The organism is Pseudomonas sp. P5_B3, assembly GCF_056400405.1.
In genome coordinates this window covers 164,783-182,156 of the sequence record NZ_JBFULI010000002.1, presented here as the reverse complement: position 1 = coordinate 182,156, position 17,374 = coordinate 164,783, and the positions used below count along the sequence as shown (strand labels likewise).

At 60.3% G+C, this 17,374-nt stretch carries 14 protein-coding genes and 2 pseudogenes; 6 read left to right on the top strand and 10 right to left on the bottom strand.

The annotated features are described in order from the left end of the window. Positions 1-8 precede the first annotated feature (8 nt). Genes AC1DRN_RS02045 through AC1DRN_RS02035 form a run of 3 tightly spaced genes read right to left on the bottom strand, consistent with a single transcriptional unit; the run spans position 9 to position 1,775 of the window. On the bottom strand, positions 9-284 hold the full coding sequence (locus AC1DRN_RS02045) for a phosphopantetheine-binding protein (protein WP_223457717.1): 276 nt from the start codon (positions 282-284) through the stop codon (positions 9-11). After that, positions 262-1,074, bottom strand: a complete 813-nt coding sequence (locus AC1DRN_RS02040) for a lysophospholipid acyltransferase family protein (RefSeq protein WP_223457715.1) — start codon at positions 1,072-1,074, stop codon at positions 262-264. The genes AC1DRN_RS02045 and AC1DRN_RS02040 overlap by 23 nt, the downstream gene beginning before the upstream one ends. Further along, positions 1,050-1,775 carry a beta-ketoacyl synthase chain length factor gene (locus AC1DRN_RS02035; RefSeq protein ID WP_223457714.1) on the bottom strand — a complete coding sequence of 242 codons (726 nt, stop codon included), beginning with the start codon at positions 1,773-1,775 and terminating at the stop codon, positions 1,050-1,052. Before AC1DRN_RS02035 ends, AC1DRN_RS02040 begins: the two co-directional genes overlap by 25 nt. Positions 1,776-2,131: 356 nt before the next feature. Here AC1DRN_RS02035 and AC1DRN_RS02030 point away from each other — a divergent pair, with 356 nt between their 5' ends. Beyond that, positions 2,132-2,902, top strand: coding sequence for a ParA family protein (locus AC1DRN_RS02030; protein ID WP_223457713.1), 771 nt, complete (start codon positions 2,132-2,134; stop codon positions 2,900-2,902). 110 nt (positions 2,903-3,012) lie between these two features. On the opposite strand, the gene trxC is transcribed toward AC1DRN_RS02030, so the two are convergent. Next, positions 3,013-3,447, bottom strand: coding sequence for a thioredoxin TrxC (trxC, locus tag AC1DRN_RS02025; RefSeq protein ID WP_223457711.1), 435 nt, complete (start codon positions 3,445-3,447; stop codon positions 3,013-3,015). A gap of 202 nt (positions 3,448-3,649) precedes the next feature. On the opposite strand from trxC, the gene AC1DRN_RS02020 reads away from it, so the two are divergent. Further along, positions 3,650-3,880 carry a hypothetical protein gene (locus tag AC1DRN_RS02020; protein ID WP_223457710.1) on the top strand — a complete coding sequence of 77 codons (231 nt, stop codon included), beginning with the start codon at positions 3,650-3,652 and terminating at the stop codon, positions 3,878-3,880. A gap of 9 nt (positions 3,881-3,889) precedes the next feature. On the opposite strand, the gene selO is transcribed toward AC1DRN_RS02020, so the two are convergent. The 5 genes and pseudogenes from selO to AC1DRN_RS01995 all read right to left on the bottom strand — a co-directional run. Further along, positions 3,890-5,353: a protein adenylyltransferase SelO gene (gene selO, locus AC1DRN_RS02015; protein WP_223457708.1), complete on the bottom strand. Its 1,464-nt coding sequence runs from the start codon at positions 5,351-5,353 to the stop codon at positions 3,890-3,892. A gap of 48 nt (positions 5,354-5,401) precedes the next feature. Next, complete coding sequence (gene mscK / locus AC1DRN_RS02010; protein WP_223457706.1) at positions 5,402-8,770, bottom strand: mechanosensitive channel MscK; 3,369 nt, start codon at positions 8,768-8,770, stop codon at positions 5,402-5,404. Between the two features lie 34 nt (positions 8,771-8,804). Beyond that, positions 8,805-10,547: a potassium/proton antiporter gene (locus AC1DRN_RS02005; protein ID WP_223457704.1), complete on the bottom strand. Its 1,743-nt coding sequence runs from the start codon at positions 10,545-10,547 to the stop codon at positions 8,805-8,807. A gap of 244 nt (positions 10,548-10,791) precedes the next feature. Then, complete coding sequence (locus tag AC1DRN_RS02000) at positions 10,792-11,655, bottom strand: methyl-accepting chemotaxis protein (protein WP_371850925.1); 864 nt, start codon at positions 11,653-11,655, stop codon at positions 10,792-10,794. Further along, positions 11,647-12,402, bottom strand: a pseudogene (locus tag AC1DRN_RS01995) (MCP four helix bundle domain-containing protein); the annotation flags it as partial. The pseudogene AC1DRN_RS01995 and the gene AC1DRN_RS02000, both read right to left, overlap by 9 nt. Before the next feature lie 289 nt (positions 12,403-12,691). On the opposite strand from AC1DRN_RS01995, the gene AC1DRN_RS01990 reads away from it, so the two are divergent. From AC1DRN_RS01990 to AC1DRN_RS01975, 4 genes and pseudogenes are all read left to right on the top strand, one after another. Further along, positions 12,692-12,901, top strand: a complete 210-nt coding sequence (locus tag AC1DRN_RS01990) for a hypothetical protein (protein WP_095943263.1) — start codon at positions 12,692-12,694, stop codon at positions 12,899-12,901. Next, entirely contained in the window at positions 12,898-13,200 is a 303-nt protein-coding gene (locus AC1DRN_RS01985) for a cell division protein ZapA (RefSeq protein WP_102698611.1), read from the top strand. The genes AC1DRN_RS01990 and AC1DRN_RS01985 overlap by 4 nt, the downstream gene beginning before the upstream one ends. A 100-nt stretch (positions 13,201-13,300) precedes the next feature. Beyond that, positions 13,301-14,377, top strand: a pseudogene (locus tag AC1DRN_RS01980) (HAMP domain-containing protein); the annotation flags it as partial. An 18-nt stretch (positions 14,378-14,395) separates the two neighbouring features. After that, on the top strand, positions 14,396-15,241 hold the full coding sequence (locus tag AC1DRN_RS01975; protein ID WP_411740690.1) for a methyl-accepting chemotaxis protein: 846 nt from the start codon (positions 14,396-14,398) through the stop codon (positions 15,239-15,241). Between the two features lie 142 nt (positions 15,242-15,383). Here AC1DRN_RS01975 and AC1DRN_RS01970 read toward each other — a convergent pair whose 3' ends face one another. Beyond that, complete coding sequence (locus tag AC1DRN_RS01970) at positions 15,384-17,186, bottom strand: acyl-CoA dehydrogenase (RefSeq protein ID WP_223457695.1); 1,803 nt, start codon at positions 17,184-17,186, stop codon at positions 15,384-15,386. Positions 17,187-17,374: the final 188 nt, after the last annotated feature.

The window sequence follows — 17,374 nt, the reverse complement described above, 5'->3', positions numbered from 1 at the left end:
GTCCGGTCTCAAGCTGCCTGTTTTGCGGTGACGAACGCCGCAAGGCTCGCCACGTTACTGAAGTGATTACGTGTGTCCTTGGCATCGGCGTCGATTTTGATGCCGTACTTTTTCTGGATGGCCAGGCCCAGTTCCAGGGCGTCCACCGAGTCCAGGCCCAGGCCTTCGCCGAACAGCGTCTGCTCGTTGCCGATGTCTTCGGCGCTGATGTCTTCGAGGCCGAGGGCTTCGATGATCAGTTCTTTGATTTCCAGCACCAGGCTATGGGTGTACAGATCGCTCATCTTCGGCGAGCTCCTTGATGAAGTAAGAATGCAAATAATCGTTGAGCTTGCGCGAGGCTTGCGGAGCCGGCCCCAGCGTGGCGAAGGTCTGTGGGTCTATATCGGCCCCAACCCGAAAACTGAAGTGCACGCGCCGCTTGGGGATGCGATACCAGGGCTCGGCCTTGGTCAATGTGGTCGGGTTGACCTTGATAATGACCGGGGTGAGGATTTTCGCACCGCGCAGGGCGATTGCCGCGCCCCCCCGATGAAAGGCTGGCGCCTGGCCGGGTTGGGTGCGTGTACCTTCAGGGAAAATGATCAGGGTCTGGCCGTCTTTCAGCGCGTCGGCAGCCGCGTCGAGCATGTCCATGCTGCCGTCATTGCTGATGTATTCGGTGCTGCCCAGCGGTCCGCGGGTGAAAGGGTTTTCCCAGAGGCTTTGCTTGACCACGCAGTTGGCGTGACGCACCAGGCCGATCAGAAACACCACGTCGATCAGTGACGGGTGATTGGCAATGATCATCTGCCCGGGACGACCGAGTTTTTCCGCGCCTTCAATGTTATAGGTCAGCACCCCGGTACGGGCCATGAAACGCACAAAAATCCAGAAACAGCGGCTGACCGTTTGTCTGGCCCGCAGCCGATGGGTCTGGGCGTCGCCGGGCAGACAGTTCAGCACAGGGAAAATCACCAGACGCAGGCACAGCCCACCCAACCCGAACAGGGCAAAGCTCGCGGCGGTGGCCAGCAAGCGCCAGTAATAGGCGTCGCGGTTTTTTTCGGTCATGGGTTGCGTTGCCAGGTCCATACGCGATTTTTCCAGGCATGTTGGCAAGTGGTTTGCTGGCCGAGCATCGTACGCAACAGATTCAGCGCGTGGGGCCAACGGGTGTTGGACAACGCATCCGCGGGGCTGTTCAGGGACAACTGCCAGTCGGTACCGGGTGTGATCAGCAGGCCGACGGCATAAGGGAACGGCACGTCGTCGATCCAGGTTGAGTAAGCCTCGGGTGGTTGCTCTTCGGTGACCACCAGAAGTACTGCCGGAGCGCCTTCAGCCAGCAATGCGGCAGCTTCCAGCATGCCGTGTTCCAGGCCGTCGCCTGCGGCGGCCAGGGCCGTCATTTCGCTGGTTTCACCGCGCATGATCGACCACAAGCCAATAATCGCGTTATGCACGGACAAGCTGAACTGGGTTGGCGACAGCGGCTGGTCGGCGGCCAGATCACTGAGAATGTCGACGGTGCGGGGCGTTTCGCCGTGACGGGAAACAAAGACCAATGGCAGATCCTGCCGACCTTCGGCCAATGGCCAGCCGACACTGAAGGCCATCCGCGCCAGACGGCTGAGCCGGCGGCGCTGCATGGCCGGCAGAAAGGAAACGTCGGGAGCGGCATCGCTGTCCGGCAGCACGACCGGTTGTCGGCTCCAGGCCTGCCAATCGCTCACGCTTTCAAGCCCCGGGGCCCAGGCGCGCCATTGGGCGATGTTGAAGTTGATCACAGACATTCATCCCGCCCTCACGGGCTTACTTGACGCGGGGGAGCGGCCGAGAGCCGAGACTCACCCTGCGTGGCGTTTGGCGCCGAGTGGCGCGCATTATCCCGGTGCCGGGAACGTGTAGCAAATGCTGGTTACATTTTGCTCAATAAGATGAAGCGGCTGACTCGAAAAAATTGAACGATTGGTAATTATTCACAAAATCATGCCTCCGTCTGTCGGCTCTGACGTCGAGCCATCGGGCCGTTCAGGGCTTTTCAAGCAGGAGAAGGCAACTGACGGTGTAGTCCCTTTGCTGACAAGGTAGCGAAGCGACGCGGTGGACCACTACACTCGGTCATTCTTTGGTACACGGAGGTTTTGACATGCGGCGCGTGGTGTTCAATCAGAAAGGTGGCGTTGGCAAATCCAGCATTGCCTGCAATCTGGCGGCGGTCAGTGCCAGCGAGGGTTTTCGCACCTTGTTGGTGGATCTCGATGCCCAGGCCAACTCCACTCAGTACCTGACGGGGCTCACCGGTAACGACATCCCGATGGGTATCGCCGATTTCTTCAAGCAGACGCTGTCTTCCGGGCCGTTCTCCAAAAAGAATCAGGTCGACATCTACGAAACCCCGTTCGATAACCTCCATGTCGTGACCGCAACCGCCGAGCTGGCGGACTTGCAGCCAAAGCTTGAAGCCAAGCACAAGATCAACAAGCTGCGTAAGTTGCTTGAGGAGCTTAGCGAAGACTACGACCGGATTTACCTCGATACTCCGCCAGCGCTGAATTTCTACGCGGTTTCAGCGTTGATTGCCGCCGATCGTGTGTTGATCCCCTTCGATTGCGACAGTTTTTCACGTCAGGCACTGTACGGCCTGATGGCGGAAATCGAAGAGTTGAAGGAAGACCACAACGAGGGCCTGGAAGTCGAAGGCATCGTCGTCAACCAGTTCCAGGCCCGCGCCAGCCTGCCCCAGCAAATTCTCGATGAGCTGATCGCCGAAGGCCTGCCGGTGTTGCCGGTGTACCTGGCCAGCTCGGTACGCATGCGCGAATCCCACCAGGCCAACACGCCGCTGATCCATCTCGACCCGCGGCACAAGCTGACCCAGCAATTCGTTGAGCTGCACAACCTGTTGGAAAACGCCTGAAAAACCTGTGGGAGCGAGCTYGCTCGCGATGGCAGTGTGTCGGTCAACAGAGATGTTGAATTTGACGCCCTCATCGCGAGCGAGCTCGCTCCCACAGGGTCTGTGTTGCTTCAGATCCCCTGGCTACGCAACCAGCTCATCAGTTGCGGTAACGGGAAAGCCCCGCTCTGCCGGGCGACTTCCCGGCCGTTCTTGAACAGGATCAGGCTCGGAATCGAGCGAATCCCCAATTGCGCCGACAACTGCTGGTTCGCCTCGCTGTCCAGTTTGGCCAGCCGACACTTGCCCGCCAGTTGCCCGGCTGCCTGTTCGAACACCGGCGCAAACGACTTGCACGGCCCGCACCAGTCCGCCCACACGTCCACCAGCAACGGCAGATCGCCCTTGATCTGGCTGGCGTAGTCGCCTTGCTTCAATTCAAACGGTTTGTTCAGCAGGACTTCGGCCTTGCAGCGACCGCATTTTGGATGATCGTCGAGACGCTCGGCGGGAATGCGGTTGAGGCCGTTGCAGTGAGGGCAGGGGATGAGGAGTGGGTCGGTCATGGTGAGGCTCTTCGGAAGTTGGTAGTCAGAGCGTTGATCTGGAGGTAAGAACCCTGTTTATCAAGATTCGGATTTGTAGGCAGGAGCCTTCTGCAATTGGAGAGGCCACCTACAGGCGACGGTGCCTCTGTCTGCTAGGTAGCGAGTTATTCAATTTGTAATCTTTTCGCGCACTTTCCGATAACAACCAAGAGGCGCAAAAATGCAAAGAATCGTTAAGCAAGCCATTGAACACTGGTCATCCGTATCTTGGCTGCTAAAACGGCCTCAATCAGAAGTTGAATTCGACCGGTTGGTCAAATCGCGGGATGAGTTGCTAGTGATGATGGGCGGTGATGAATTGCACTCACTTGAGGGTTTGGTGTCGATCATAAGCGATCATATCGAAGCCTATGATCGGGAGCGCCGTTCATCGCCAATCCAAAATGTTTAATGTTCTGCCTCACGACGAACAACTGATCTCCAGATGCTTGCCCCACTCCGGTGGTCGCTCGGCATAACTTTCCATCCCCGGTTGTTCCACGAACGGATTGCTCAGTACCGCGTGCAGTCGGCGGACTTCCGAGTAGTCGCCGCTCTCTGCCGCATCGATGGCCTTTTGCGCCAGGTAGTTGCGCAGGATGTACAGCGGGTTGACTGCGTGCATCCGCTGGCGGCGCTGCTGTTGATCGAGCGTGCCTTCACGGGCCACCCGGGCGACGTAGAGCTCGCCCCAGGCGTCAAAGCCCTTGAGGTCGACGAAGTCATCACGCAATCGGGTGATGGCCTGTTCCGGTGCTTCATCACCCAGGCGGCGGAAAAACAGGCTGTAGTCGACGCCGCTGTTTTGCATCAGTTGCAGCAGACTCTCCAGCAGCTTCTGGTCGTCGTCTTCGGCCGTTGTCAGGCCGAGGCGGCGGCGCATCAGGTCCAGGTAATGGGCCTGGAACAGCGGCAGGTACAGGCCGAGGGTTTCGCGCAGGGCTTCGATGCTGATGAACGGCGTCAGGGCCTGGGCCAGCGCGCTGAGGTTCCACTGGCCAATCGGCACCTGGTTGCTGAAGGAGTAACGGCCCTGATCGTCAGAGTGGTTGCAGATGAAGTTGGCGTCGAAGTCGTCGAGGAAGGCGAACGGGCCGAAGTCGAAAGTAATCCCGAGGATCGACATGTTGTCGGTGTTCATCACTCCGTGGCAGAAACCGTAGGCCTGCCATTTGGCGATCAGTTCGGCATTGCGCTCGACCACTTCGCGGAACATCGCCAGGTACGGCTCCGGTTGCTCCAGGCACTCCGGGAAGTGCATGGCCAGCACGTGATCCCCCAGCTCTTTCTGCTGCTCGGGGCGCTTGGTGTAGTAGAAATATTCGAAGTGGCCGAAGCGCACATGGCTTGGCGACAGACGCAGGATCATGGCCGCGCGCTCCTGCTTTTCGCGCCACACCGGGGTATCGGAGCCGATCACGCACAGGGCGCGTGTGGTCGGGATGTTCAGGGCTTGCAGGGCTTCGGACGCGAGGAATTCGCGAATCGACGAACGCAGTACCGCCCGGCCATCGCCCATGCGTGAAAACGGCGTCTGGCCGGCGCCCTTGAGGTGCAGGTCCCAATGTTCGCCGGCCTCGTTGTACACCTCGCCCAGCAACAGGCCGCGACCGTCGCCCAGTTGCGGGTTGTAGAAACCGAACTGATGCCCGGAATAGACCATGGCCCTTGGGATCGCATCGGCCCAGAGCTTGTGGCCGCTGAACAGTTCGGCGAACTCCGGGGTTTCGGCCACGGCCGGGTCGAGGTCGAGCAGCGCCATGGCGGCGGGGCTGGCCACTACCAGGCGCGGATTATCGATGGGCTCGGGCAGCACATGGGCGGAAAACGCATCGCCCAGGCGGTCGAAGCGGTTATCGAAGGTGAGTTCGTCGAGGGCTTTCAAGGGCCGGCTCCAGCAGAATGTCCGAGCATTCTGCTGGGGAATGGCCGGTTAGTCGAGTTCGGCGGCGGGCGGCTCTTTCGGCGGTTTGCCGTCGACCAACGGCACGATGGTCTTCGCTTCCGGTTCGATTGGCACCATCTTGTATTCCTGGCCGTGCAGGTTCTTGAGGTAAACCTCCATCTGCCGGAACGAGATGTTGATGTGCTGTTTCTTGAACTCGCGGTTGATGAAGCGGTTGACCTCGTCGAGCACCGGGTTGCGGTCACCGAGGTCGCGCACGTGCATGCGCAACTCGTGGTCGAGGGTGCTTTCGCCGAAGTTCAGGAAGTACACGTGCGGCTCCGGGTCTTTCAGGACGCGCGGGTTATCGCGTGCTGCCTTGAGCAACAGCTCCTTCACCAGGTCCAGGTCCGAGCCGTAGTCGACACCGAGCTTGAGGGTCACCCGGGTGATGGTATCGGTCAGCGACCAGTTGATCAGTTGCCCGGTAATGAACGTCTTGTTCGGGACGATGATGTCCTTGCGGTCGAAGTCGGTGATGGTCGTGGCACGGATGCGAATCTTGCTCACCGTACCCGACAGGTTGCCGATGGTGATGGTGTCGCCGATCCGTACCGGGCGCTCGAACAGGATCATGATGCCGGAAATGAAGTTGGCGAAGATCTCCTGCATGCCGAAACCGAGACCGACCGACAGCGCCGCTACCAGCCATTGCAACTTGTCCCAGCTCACGCCAAGGGTCGACAGCGTCGAGACGAAACCAACGCCGGCGATCACGTACGACAGTAGCGTGGTGGTCGCGTAGGCGCTGCCCTGGGCCAGGTTGAGCTTGGACAGCACGAACACTTCCAGCAGACCCGGCAGGTTGCGCGCCAGGGCAAAGGTGATGCCGATGATGATCAGTGCACCGAGCATGTCGCCGATGCTGATCGGCACCATGCTCATGTTGGCGCCGGTGCCGCTGGTGTATTCGTAGAGAGTGACGTTGTCCAGGTACGAGAACACGCTGATCAGGTCGGACCAGACCCAGTACAGCGCGACCATGAAGCCGCCCAGCAGCGCCAGACGGATCAGGCGCAGGGACTGTTCGTTGACCTTCTCGATGTCCATTGTCGGCTCTTCGACGACTGCTTCGCCGTCGGCGGTCTCTTTTGCTGCGTTACGTTTGGCCAGGGCGCGCTGATAAGCCAGGCGGCGCGCCGCTACGCTGAGACCTCGCACGAACGTGGCTTCGATCACCAGCCAGAACATCAACAGGTACAGGGTGTTGATCAAGCGGTCGCTGAGCTTCAGCGCGGTGTAGTAGTAGCCGAAGCACACCGCCACGAACAGCGCGACGGGCAGGGCGGTGAACAGGATCCCCACTAGCTTGCGGAACAGCGAGGCGTTCTTGTGGGTCGGGCTACTGATGAGCAAGCGGCTGAGCAGCAAGGTCATCAATGCGTAGCAGGTGAGTACCACCGGCATGCCGATCACGTCATCGGCCAGCGCCGCCGGTTGCAGTTCGGCAACGGCCACTACGGTCACCAGTGCCATCACCACGATGCCGAGGCGGCGGACCCAGATGCGCAGGAATTCCACCTGGGGCTTTTCCCAGCGGAAATGCAGTTCTGCCACACCGCCCGGCGCGAGGATCCGGTAGGCGGTGTAGAACACCAGCCAGGCCCCGGCCATTTGCAGCAGCGCCGCGCCCATATTGGCGTTCTGCCCACGGGCGTCGATTCGCAGGGCCAGTCCGCACAAGGCGAGCCCCAGGGAAACCGGCATCGCCAGCAGAATATTGATCAGAATCGCCTGCGGCGTGTGCCACTGGCTATCGCGTTTGAAGTGACCGATGTCCTGGTGAACCTTGTTCAGTCGCGCGTACAGATTCTTGCGGCGCCACAGCAGCGCACCGATCAGCAGTGCCAGTGGCAGGAACAGCAGCGGGCGCTGGGTCAGACCGTCGGTCAGTTCGCTCAGGCTTGAAAGTACCGGCAGCGAATCGAGTTGTCGCTGCAGGCGATCCGGCACACTGCTAATCCACTCCAGTTCCAGCGGCTTGTTGCTCGGGATCCAGAACATCTGCTCATCGAGGGTCGCCCGCAGGCTTTGCGCCGTGCTGAGCAATTGCTTCTGGTTCAGTTGCAGGGTGATGGATTCATTGAGCACCGCGCTCAGTTCGCGATTGAGGCGTTCCAGCAGATCGGCGCGGGTGGTGGCCAGTTCCATCAGGCTTTTGCGCAGCTGCGGCGTGACTTGCTCGGGCGGCTGGGTCGCCAGCAGGTTTTCGACGTAGGTGGTCGGACTGCTCAGCAATTCCCGTTGCTGGCTGACTTCGAACTGATACAGGCGAATGTCGGCGATCTGGTCGGCCAGGTTGCGGTCGAGCCGCAGGCGCGGCAACGCCTGTTTCTGTTTGTAGAGAATCTTCGAGAGCAGCAGGCTGCCTTTGAGCACGTTGATTTGCTCGTCCAAGGCCGAGTCGCTCTGGGTCAGGCTGTCCAGCTGTTGCTTGGTCTGCAGATTTTGCTGGGTGACTTCGTTGAGGCGGTCGGTGCTTTTGAGCAGGTAGTCCGAAAGCTTCAGGTTGGTCGCGCTTTCGGTGGCCAGCAGGCTGCTGCCGCCAGCCTTCTGCGCTTCGATGGATTGCTGGGTGACCGTTTCCTGGGACAACGCCAGTCGCTTCTGGTTGATCAGGTTTTGCAATTCCTGGATTTCCCGATCCAGGCGGTCGGACCGCTCCGACAACAGGTCATGCTGGCTGTTGCCGAGGTCTTGCAATTGGGTATTGCCGGCCAGTTCCTGGCGCCGTAACGGGATCAGGGCGTTCAGCGCAGCCAGCTCGGCGTTGAGCTGGTCGCGCTGCTCGGCGCTCAAGGTCTTGCCGGCGTCCTTGCCGTTTTTGAGGATGGTGTTGATCTGCTGAATGCGCGTCTGGCTGCTGGAAATCTCCGCTTGAGCACGCTCGGGGCGGGTCTGGGCGGTGATGATCAGGCTGTTGGCATCGGCCAGGGCTTTTTGCAGGTCGCTTTGCTGGGTGGAACGCTCTGTGAGCAATTGTTCCAGCTGCTGGATCGGTTCTTTGGCGAAACGCTGCGCCACCGGCACCACGGTGCTGGCCTTGAGGCGGGTCAGTTCACGCTGGTTCTCGAGGGTCTGTTTGGGCGCATTGTTCAATTGCTGCTTGAGCGCGGTCAGTTTCTGCTCGTAGTCACGCTTGTTGTTGAGCTGGCTCAGCGTGTTTTGCAGAACGGTTTGCAGGGCCTTCTGATCGGCTTCCGGCAATTTGCGGTCGGCGATCTTGTCCAGGCTCGCCTGCACGGCTTCGCTGGAGGGTGGTTCGGCCGCTTGCGCCGCTGGCGATAAACCAAGGGTGCCGACAGAGAGACTCAAGCCCAAAAGGGCAATGGCGAAAAGGTAGCGCAGGTTAGGCATAAAGACCGGTCAAGCAAGTGATAGTGGAAGCAGTTTAGAGGAAGAGTCCGGGACCCGGGCGACTTCCTTCGGGGAATCTGACGCCCACTTTGCCGATCTTGTTCCCGTCCATGACCGCCACGGTCCAGATGGTGTTGTTCCATTCCACCTGGTCACCCACCACCGGCGCGCCGCCGACTTTCTGGGCAATGAAGTGGCCCAGGGACATGTCCGGATCGATGCCTTCGACCTTCAGGCCATAGAGGGCCGCAACCGCGGCCAGTTGGGCGTCTCCTTCGAGTACGAAGTCGCCGAAGAAGCGCAGGTCGAGGCCCCGTTGTGGCGCCTGGCTGAAGAGTTTTCCGAGGGCCGGCAGGTTGTGTTCATGGCCGATAACACACAGCAAATCATCGACTTCGAGCACCGTACTACCCGACGGATGGAGCAATTGTTGACCGCGAAACAGGGCAGCGATACGGGTGCCTTCGGGCATTTTCAGCTCGCGCAGGGGCGAACCGATGCACCATTTCTCCGCGCCGAGACGATAAACGAACAGCTCCCACTCGCTGGTGACGTGCACTTCCAGGGCCGACCGCGAGATGGGTGCAGGTTCCGGGGGCACCGTTACTTTCAACAACCTGGCGACCCACGGCAGGCTCGTGCCCTGAACCAGCAGCGACACCAGCACGATAAAGAAGGCGAGGTTGAAATAGAGCTGGGCGTTGGGCAGGCCGGCCATCAACGGGAACACCGCCAGGATGATCGGAACCGCGCCGCGCAAGCCGACCCAGGAAATGAACGCTTTCTCGCGACCATGGAACGCCTTGAACGGCAGCAGGCCAACCAGCACGGACAGTGGCCGGGCAAACAGAATCATCCACAACGCCAGTGCCAGTGCCGGTAAGGCGATAGGCAGCAGATCGTGAGGCGTCACCAGCAGCCCCAGCACCAGGAACATGCCGATCTGCGCCAGCCAGGCCATGCCGTCGAGCATGTGCAGGATGCCGTGACGGCTGCGCACCGGGCGGTTGCCGATCACCAGGCCGCAGATGTACACCGCCAGGAAGCCACTGCCGTGCAGGGCGTTGGTCAGGGCAAACACCACCAGGCCACCGGCGATGACCAGAATCGGATACAGGCCGGTGGCGAGGTTGATGCGATTGACCAGTTGCAGCATCAGCCAGCCACCGCCCAAGCCAATGACGCCACCGATACCGAACTCGCGCAGCAGATGGGTCAGCAGGCTCCAGTGCAGGCCGGTCTGGCCGCTGGCGAGCATGTCGATCAGGGTGACGGTGAGGAACACCGCCATCGGGTCGTTGCTGCCGGATTCGATTTCAAGGCTGGCGGTTACCCGCTCGTTCAAGCCTTTTCCGCCCAACAGCGAGAACACCGCCGCGGCGTCGGTGGAGCCGACGATGGCCCCGATCAGCAGGCCCTGGATCAGGTTCAGGTTGAACAGCCATGCGGCCGCCATGCCGGTCAGCCCGGTGGTAATCAGCACCCCGACCGTGGCCAGCGAGAGCGCCGGCCATAACGCCACGCGGAAACTCGACACCCGGGTGCGCAGGCCGCCGTCGAGCAGGATCACGGCCAGCGCGAGGTTGCCCACCAGATAGGCCGTGGGGTAGTTATCAAAAAGAATGCCGGCGCCATCGACACCGGCCGCCATGCCGACGGCCAGGATGATCACCAGAATCGGGATGCCGAGACGGGACGAAAGTGAGCTCACCAGAATGCTCGCACCTACCAGCAACGCGCCGATCAAGAACAGGCTGTTGATGGTCGTCGCATTCAAAGGCAGTACTCCAGAAAGCTGAAAGGCGGGCGCAAACTGACCATGCAGTCTGCGTGCCAGCGATTCTAACCTGTTGAAATGTGATGCTGTCAAAAAGCTTTTGAGTCATCGCAGAACCCCTGTGGGAGCGAGCTTGCTCCGGGCGGCGTTCCGACGATAGCGGTGTATCAGTCGCCATCAATGTTGAATGTGCCGGCCTCGTCGCGAGCAAGCTCGCTCCCACAGGGGGCGCGTTACCGGATGATTAGAGGCTAAACCGCCCAACCATCGTGTTCAGGTCCACCGCCAAACGCGATAGCTCATTGCTCGCCGCACTCGTCTGATTCGCCCCGGTGGCCGACTGCACCGACAGATCGCGAATGTTCACCAGGTTGCGATCCACTTCACGGGCCACCTGCGCCTGTTCTTCGGCGGCGCTGGCGATCACCAGGTTGCGCTCGTTGATTTCGACGATGGCGCTATTGATGGTGTCCAGCGACATCCCGGCACCACGGGCGATGTTCAGGGTCGATTCGGCGCGTTCGGTGCTGTTGCGCATCGAATCCACCGCGTGCTCGGTACCGCTCTGGATGCTGCCGATCATGCGTTCGATTTCGCTGGTCGACTGCTGGGTGCGGTGGGCCAGGGCGCGCACCTCATCGGCCACCACGGCGAAACCACGACCGGCCTCACCGGCGCGTGCGGCCTCGATGGCGGCGTTCAAAGCCAGCAGGTTGGTCTGGTCGGCCAGGCCACGGATCACGTCCAGCACCTTGCCGATGTCGCGGGACTCGTTGGCCAGGTCGCCGATCAGGGTCGCGGTGCTCTGCACGTCGGCGCTCATGCGTTCGATGGCGCTCACGGTTTCCTGTACCAAGTCACGGCCGTCGCCGGCAGACGTGGTGGCGTTCTTCGACGCCTCGGACGTGCTGACCGCATTGCGCGCGACTTCTTCCACGGCGCTGGTCATTTCATTGACTGCCGTGGCGGCCTGTTCGATTTCGTTGTTCTGTTGGGTCAGGCCACGGGCGCTTTCGTCAGTAACGCTGTTGAGTTCTTCGGCAGCGGACGCCAGCTGCGTGGCCGAGCCGGAAATGCGCTGCAGCGTGTCACGCAGCTTGTCCTGCATCTTCGCCATGGCCAGCAGCAAGCGGCCGGCTTCGTCTTTGCCGTCGACGTTGATCGGGCGGGTCAGGTTGCCTTCGGCAATTTGTTCGGCGGCGCTCAGGGCGTTGGCGAGCGGTTGGGTGATGCTGTTGGTCAGCAACCAGGCGAACAGCAACGTCAGGGCAGTGGCGATCACCAACAGGGTGATCACCAGGTTGAACGCCGAATCATACTGATCGGCTGCCTGCTGGTTGGTGTCGTGGCTCTGCTGGGTGTTGATCTCCAGCAGGCGGTTCAACACGGCGTTGACCGCTTCGGAGTTGTTGAGCAAATCGGTGTTGAGCAAGCTGCGCAGTTCGTCGACCTGATTGTTGCGCGACAGGCTTTTCATCCGGTCTTCGATCTGGCGGTACTGACCCAGCAACTGTATGTATTGATCGTAGGCCGCACGTTCCTGCGGGCTGGAGATCAGTTTTTCGTAGGTCGCCTGGGCGCTGCGAATCTGCTGGTTGCGCGTCTCCAGCAATTCCACGGTTTTCTGCTGCACGTCCGGCTCGCGATTCACCAGCAAGCGGTACGACAACACGCGCAGGCGCAAAGTGAGTTGGGTGAACTCGTCCAGGCTCTTGATGCTCGGCACACTGTTGTTGGTGATGTTCTCGGCGGCGCCGCGGATCTTGCTCATCTGATTCAAGGCAAACACCCCCAGAACCATCATCAAGCCGCCGATCAGGGCAAAGCTGAGGAACGCCCGAGGGGCGATATTCATATTACGAAGGGACATGGCGATCACCGAAAAGAGCGCATCCGTGCGCGGCTGAGGCTGCTGTATGAATGACTTATCGGTCGCCTGGCTGAAGTCTTGAGCCCGGCCTGTTTTAGCCGGTTGCACCTTGTGGCGACGAAGTGCAGGAACCAGATTGGCCAATCACAGTCTTTAAAACTCGCGAGGAAGGTTGCCCGTCAGCAAAATCAAGGCTTTGCGCCTGTATAACCCTGGCATCCAGGGTGACTTTTCTTTATCGTACGCGCCCATTGAAAAAGCCCGGAAAATCAAAATGTTGGAAGCATCCCTAAGCCAATTGGAACAACTGGTCAGCGACCTGGTGCAACAGAACCAGAACCTGACCGCGGAACTGGCCCAGGCCAAAGATGAAAACGAAAGCCTGCAACTGAGCCTGATGGAACACGAAGAGAAGCAAGGCGCCACGGCGGCTCGCATTCAGGCCTTGGTTGAGCGCGTCAGCGCAGGTCCTGTCAGCGCATGAGTTACAACGCCGCAGGGGTAAAAGTCGTCTCGATCCTGGGGGAGGACTATTCGATCAAGGCACCGGCCGGGGAAGAGCAGACCCTGCTGGACGCCGCGATGATGTTGAAGGCAGCCCTGGCCGACACCAAAAGGAAGTACCCGACGCTGATCGGTGACCGACTGCTGGTGCTGGCGGCGATGAATCTGTGCTCCCAGCAGATCGAAATGCAGAAACAGCACAAGCTCGAACTCGACCGTTACCAAGAGCAAGTCAGCGCCACGGTTGAAGTGATCTCAAAGACGATCAATCAGGCCTGATCGGCTTTGCGCACAACCAAAGAATAAATTGTCGGTTGGATTGTATACAATCGGCACGGCTGTTGCAGTGTTTCAGCCTCTTATTCTTTGGGGGTGCTCCATGCAGTTCTGGCGACGCAGTATTCAATGGCAGTTGATCCTGAGTATGGGCAGCTCCTTGCTGGTCAGTATTCTGATCGTGGTGGGCATTTATACCCTGGTGGTCAATCGTCTCGCCCAGAGCTATCTGGTCGAGCAAGCCTTGCCATCGAGCATCGAAGCGATGCGCAACGACATCGAGCGCATCCTCGTCCAACCCCTCACCGCCGCCAAGGACATCGCCAGCAACAGCATGGTGCGCGACTGGCTGGCAGGGGGTGAAGACGGTGCCCAGGCCAACACCTTTACTACCTATCTCGAAGGCATCCGCGCCGAGCACAAGGCTTTTACCGCGATTATTGTCGGCACCGCGTCCAACCATTACTTCACCGAAAAAGGCCTGGACCGGACCCTCAGCCGATCCAATCCGAAAGACGCCTGGTTCTACTCATTTCTCGACAGTAACCAGCCGCGCACCCTCAATATCGACAATGACACGGCAACCGGAGAATTGGCGCTTTTCATCGACTTCAAAGTCGAGCAGGCCGGTAAAGTCGTGGGCGTTGCCGGGCTTGGCCTGAGCATGAAAGAGCTGTCGGAGCTGATCCACAACTTCAGCTTCGGGGAGCGCGGCAAGGTCTATCTCGTGCGTTCCGACGGTTTGATCCAGGTCCATCCCGAGGCGCAATTGAGTGGCAAGCGCAGCCTGACCGAACAGATTGGTGCTACGGCGGCACAGGCAGTGATGGGTCAAAAAACTGCCACCACCAGCAGCAGCTTCCAGCGGGAAGGCGAGGACTTTCTTGCGTTAAGCCTGCCATTGCGCGATCTCGGCTGGACCCTGGTGGCGGAAGTGCCGCAATCACAGATCTACGCCGAAGCCCGCCGTGCCATGTGGATGAGCAGCGGCATCGGCTTGGCGGTGGCGATTGTGTGCCTGTTGCTGGTGGTGTTGCTGGCCCGTGGGCTGGTACGGCCGATTCGTCAGGTAACAGCCGCGCTGGTTGCCATTGGTAGCGGTGGTGGCGATTTGACCCGCCGGTTAGATTCCAGCCGCGCCGATGAGCTGGGTGATCTGGCGCGCGGGTTCAATCGGTTCCTCGACAGCCAGCGCGACATGATCGGCGAAGTACTGACCACCAGTGAACGATTGCGCACTGCGGTCGGGCAGGTGGCTCGAGTGGTGGACAACACCGCCGAACGCTCTGGCCGCCAACAGGAAATGACCGACATGGTCGCCACCGCTGTTCACGAAATGGGCCTGACGGTACAGGAAATCGCCCAGAACGCAGGCAATGCAGCGGTCGCGTCGCAAACAGCTCGGGATGAGGCGATGCAGGCGCGGGAAGTGGTGGGTGGTTCGATCCGCCACATTGAAAGCATGTCCCGGGAAATCGGCGTCGCGGCCACGGCGGTGGGTGAACTGGCCCATCAAGTGGCGTCCATCGATCAGGTGCTGGCGGTGATTCGCGGGATTTCCGAGCAAACCAACCTGCTGGCGCTCAACGCCGCTATCGAAGCGGCGCGGGCCGGGGACATGGGGCGCGGGTTTGCCGTGGTCGCCGATGAAGTGCGCACCCTGGCGCGACGTACGCAATCGTCCACCGATGAAATCCAGCAGATGATCGGCAGCCTCAAGCAAGGCGCGGAAAACGCGGTGTCGTCGATGCATTCCGGGCAGGCGGCGACGGGTACGGGGGTCGAGTCGAGCCAGCGTACCGGCACTTCGTTGACCGCGATCACCGGGCAGGTTGAGCGCATCAGCGATATGAACCATCAGGTGGCGACCGCGACCGAAGAGCAGTCGGCGGTGACCGAAGAGATCAACCGTAACGTGCAGGGGATTTCCGATCTGGCCCGGGCCACGGCGGGGGAGGTCAGGGCTTGCCGGGATGATTGTCAGACGTTGCAGCGGTTGGCGGATGATCTGGCGCGGCAGATGGGTGGGTTCAAGCTGAAGTGATGTGTTGATAGTGCTGGCGCCATCGCGAGCAAGCTCGCTCCCACAGGGGTTGTGTGTTGAACACAGGATTTGTGAACAACAGAGATACCTGTAGGAGCGAGCCTGCTCGCGATTGGACTTCAGCTACACCATAGATCCGGGGTCAGAACCACTCATCCTGCATCCCCAGGCACACATCATCCCGCGCCTCAAGAATCGCCAGCTCATGGTGGCAACCCGGCACTTCCCACGTCAGGAAATACCGCGCCGCCTGCAGCTTGCCTTTATAGAAGCTCACATCCGCCGCATTACCTTTGGTCAGGCCTTCCTCGGCACGGACCGCCTGCTCCAGCCAGCGCCAACCAATCACCGTGTGCCCGAACACCTTCAGGTACAGCGCCGAATTCGCCAGGCTGCTGTTGACATTGCCTTGTGCCAGATCAGTCAGCAGGCCGATGGTCACGGTTTGCAGACGCGCCACCAGTTTCTCCAGCGGTTCGCGCAGTGGCGTCAGCGACTCAAACGTCTGCGCGCGTTCGGCGGTGTCAGCGATCAGGCGGATCAGTTGCTTGAGTCCCGCACCGCCGTTCTGCGCCAGTTTGCGGCCCAGCAAGTCCAGCGACTGAATGCCGTGGGTGCCTTCGTGGATCGGGTTCAGGCGGTTGTCGCGGTAGTACTGTTCCACCGGGTATTCGCGGGTGTAGCCGTGGCCGCCGAGGATCTGGATCGCCAGTTCGTTGGCCTTAAGGCAGAACTCCGACGGCCAGGATTTGACGATTGGTGTCAGCAAATCCAGCAATTCATGGGCCTGTTTTCGTTCAGCTTCGGTCGCAAGCGTGGTGGTGTCGTCGAACAGTCGCGCCGCGTACAGGCCGAGATCGAATGAGCCTTCGACGTAAGCCTTTTGTGTCAGCAACATGCGTTTGACGTCGGCGTGCTGGATGATCGCCACCGGCGCAGTGTTCGGGTCCTTGCTGTCCGGCACGCGGCCCTGCGGACGCTCGCGGGCATATTCCAGCGAGTACAGGTAGCCGGCGTAACCGAGCATCACCGCACCCATGCCGACGCCGATCCGCGCCTCGTTCATCATCTGGAACATGTAGCTCAAGCCCTGGTGCGGCTTGCCCACCAGATAGCCGACACACTCACCGTTATCGCCGAAGTTCAGTGCGGTGGACGTGGTGCCACGCCAGCCCATCTTGTGGAACAGCCCGGCCAGCAGCACATCGTTACGCTGACCGAGACTGCCATCGTCGTTGACCAGGAACTTGGGCACGATGAACAGCGAAATGCCTTTCACCCCGGCCGGCGCGTCCGGCAGCTTGGCCAGCACCATGTGCACGATGTTTTCCGACAGCGGGTGATCGCCACCGGAGATGAAGATTTTGTTGCCCTTGAGGCGATAAGTGCCGTCGGGCGCCGGCTCTGCGCGGGTACGAATATCCGACAGCGACGAGCCCGCGTGGGGTTCGGTCAGGGCCATGGTGCCGAAGAAACGGCCGTCGATCATCGGTTGCAGGAAGCGGCGCTTTTGCTCCTCGGTGCCGAAGCTTTCGATCAGGTTGGCCGCGCCCATGGTCAGGAACGGGTACGACGTCGAAGCAGCATTGGCCGATTGAAAGTGCGCGAAGCAGGCCTGGGACAGCAGCGTAGGAAGCTGCATGCCGCCGGCGTCGAAACTGCGCGCGGCGTTGAGGAAACCGGCTTCGAGAAAGGCGTCCACCGCCGGTTTCACTTCCGGAATCAGAATTGCCTGACCGTTGTCATAGCGCGGCTCGTTCTCGTCGCCCTTGCGGTTGTGCGGGGCGAAGAACTTCTCGGCGATGCTGCGGGCGGTGCCAATGGCCGCATCGAAGGTTTCGCGATTGTGTTCGGCGAAACGCTCACGCTGGGTCAGGCCCTCGGCATCAAGGACTTCATACAGCTCGAAAGCCAGATTACGGGAACTGAGCAACGTCTCGGACATGGCGGCCTACCTATTGTTGGAATGGGCCGAGTCTAGGCGTGGGAATAGAGGCTGAACAGGATGATTGATGAGCGTGATGGTGGGGCAGAGCAGCGACTTAGCAGGCACCACAAAACAAATGTAGGAGTGAGCCTGCTCGCGATGACGGCGGCACATCCGAAACAGATGTGACCGACAGACCGCTATCG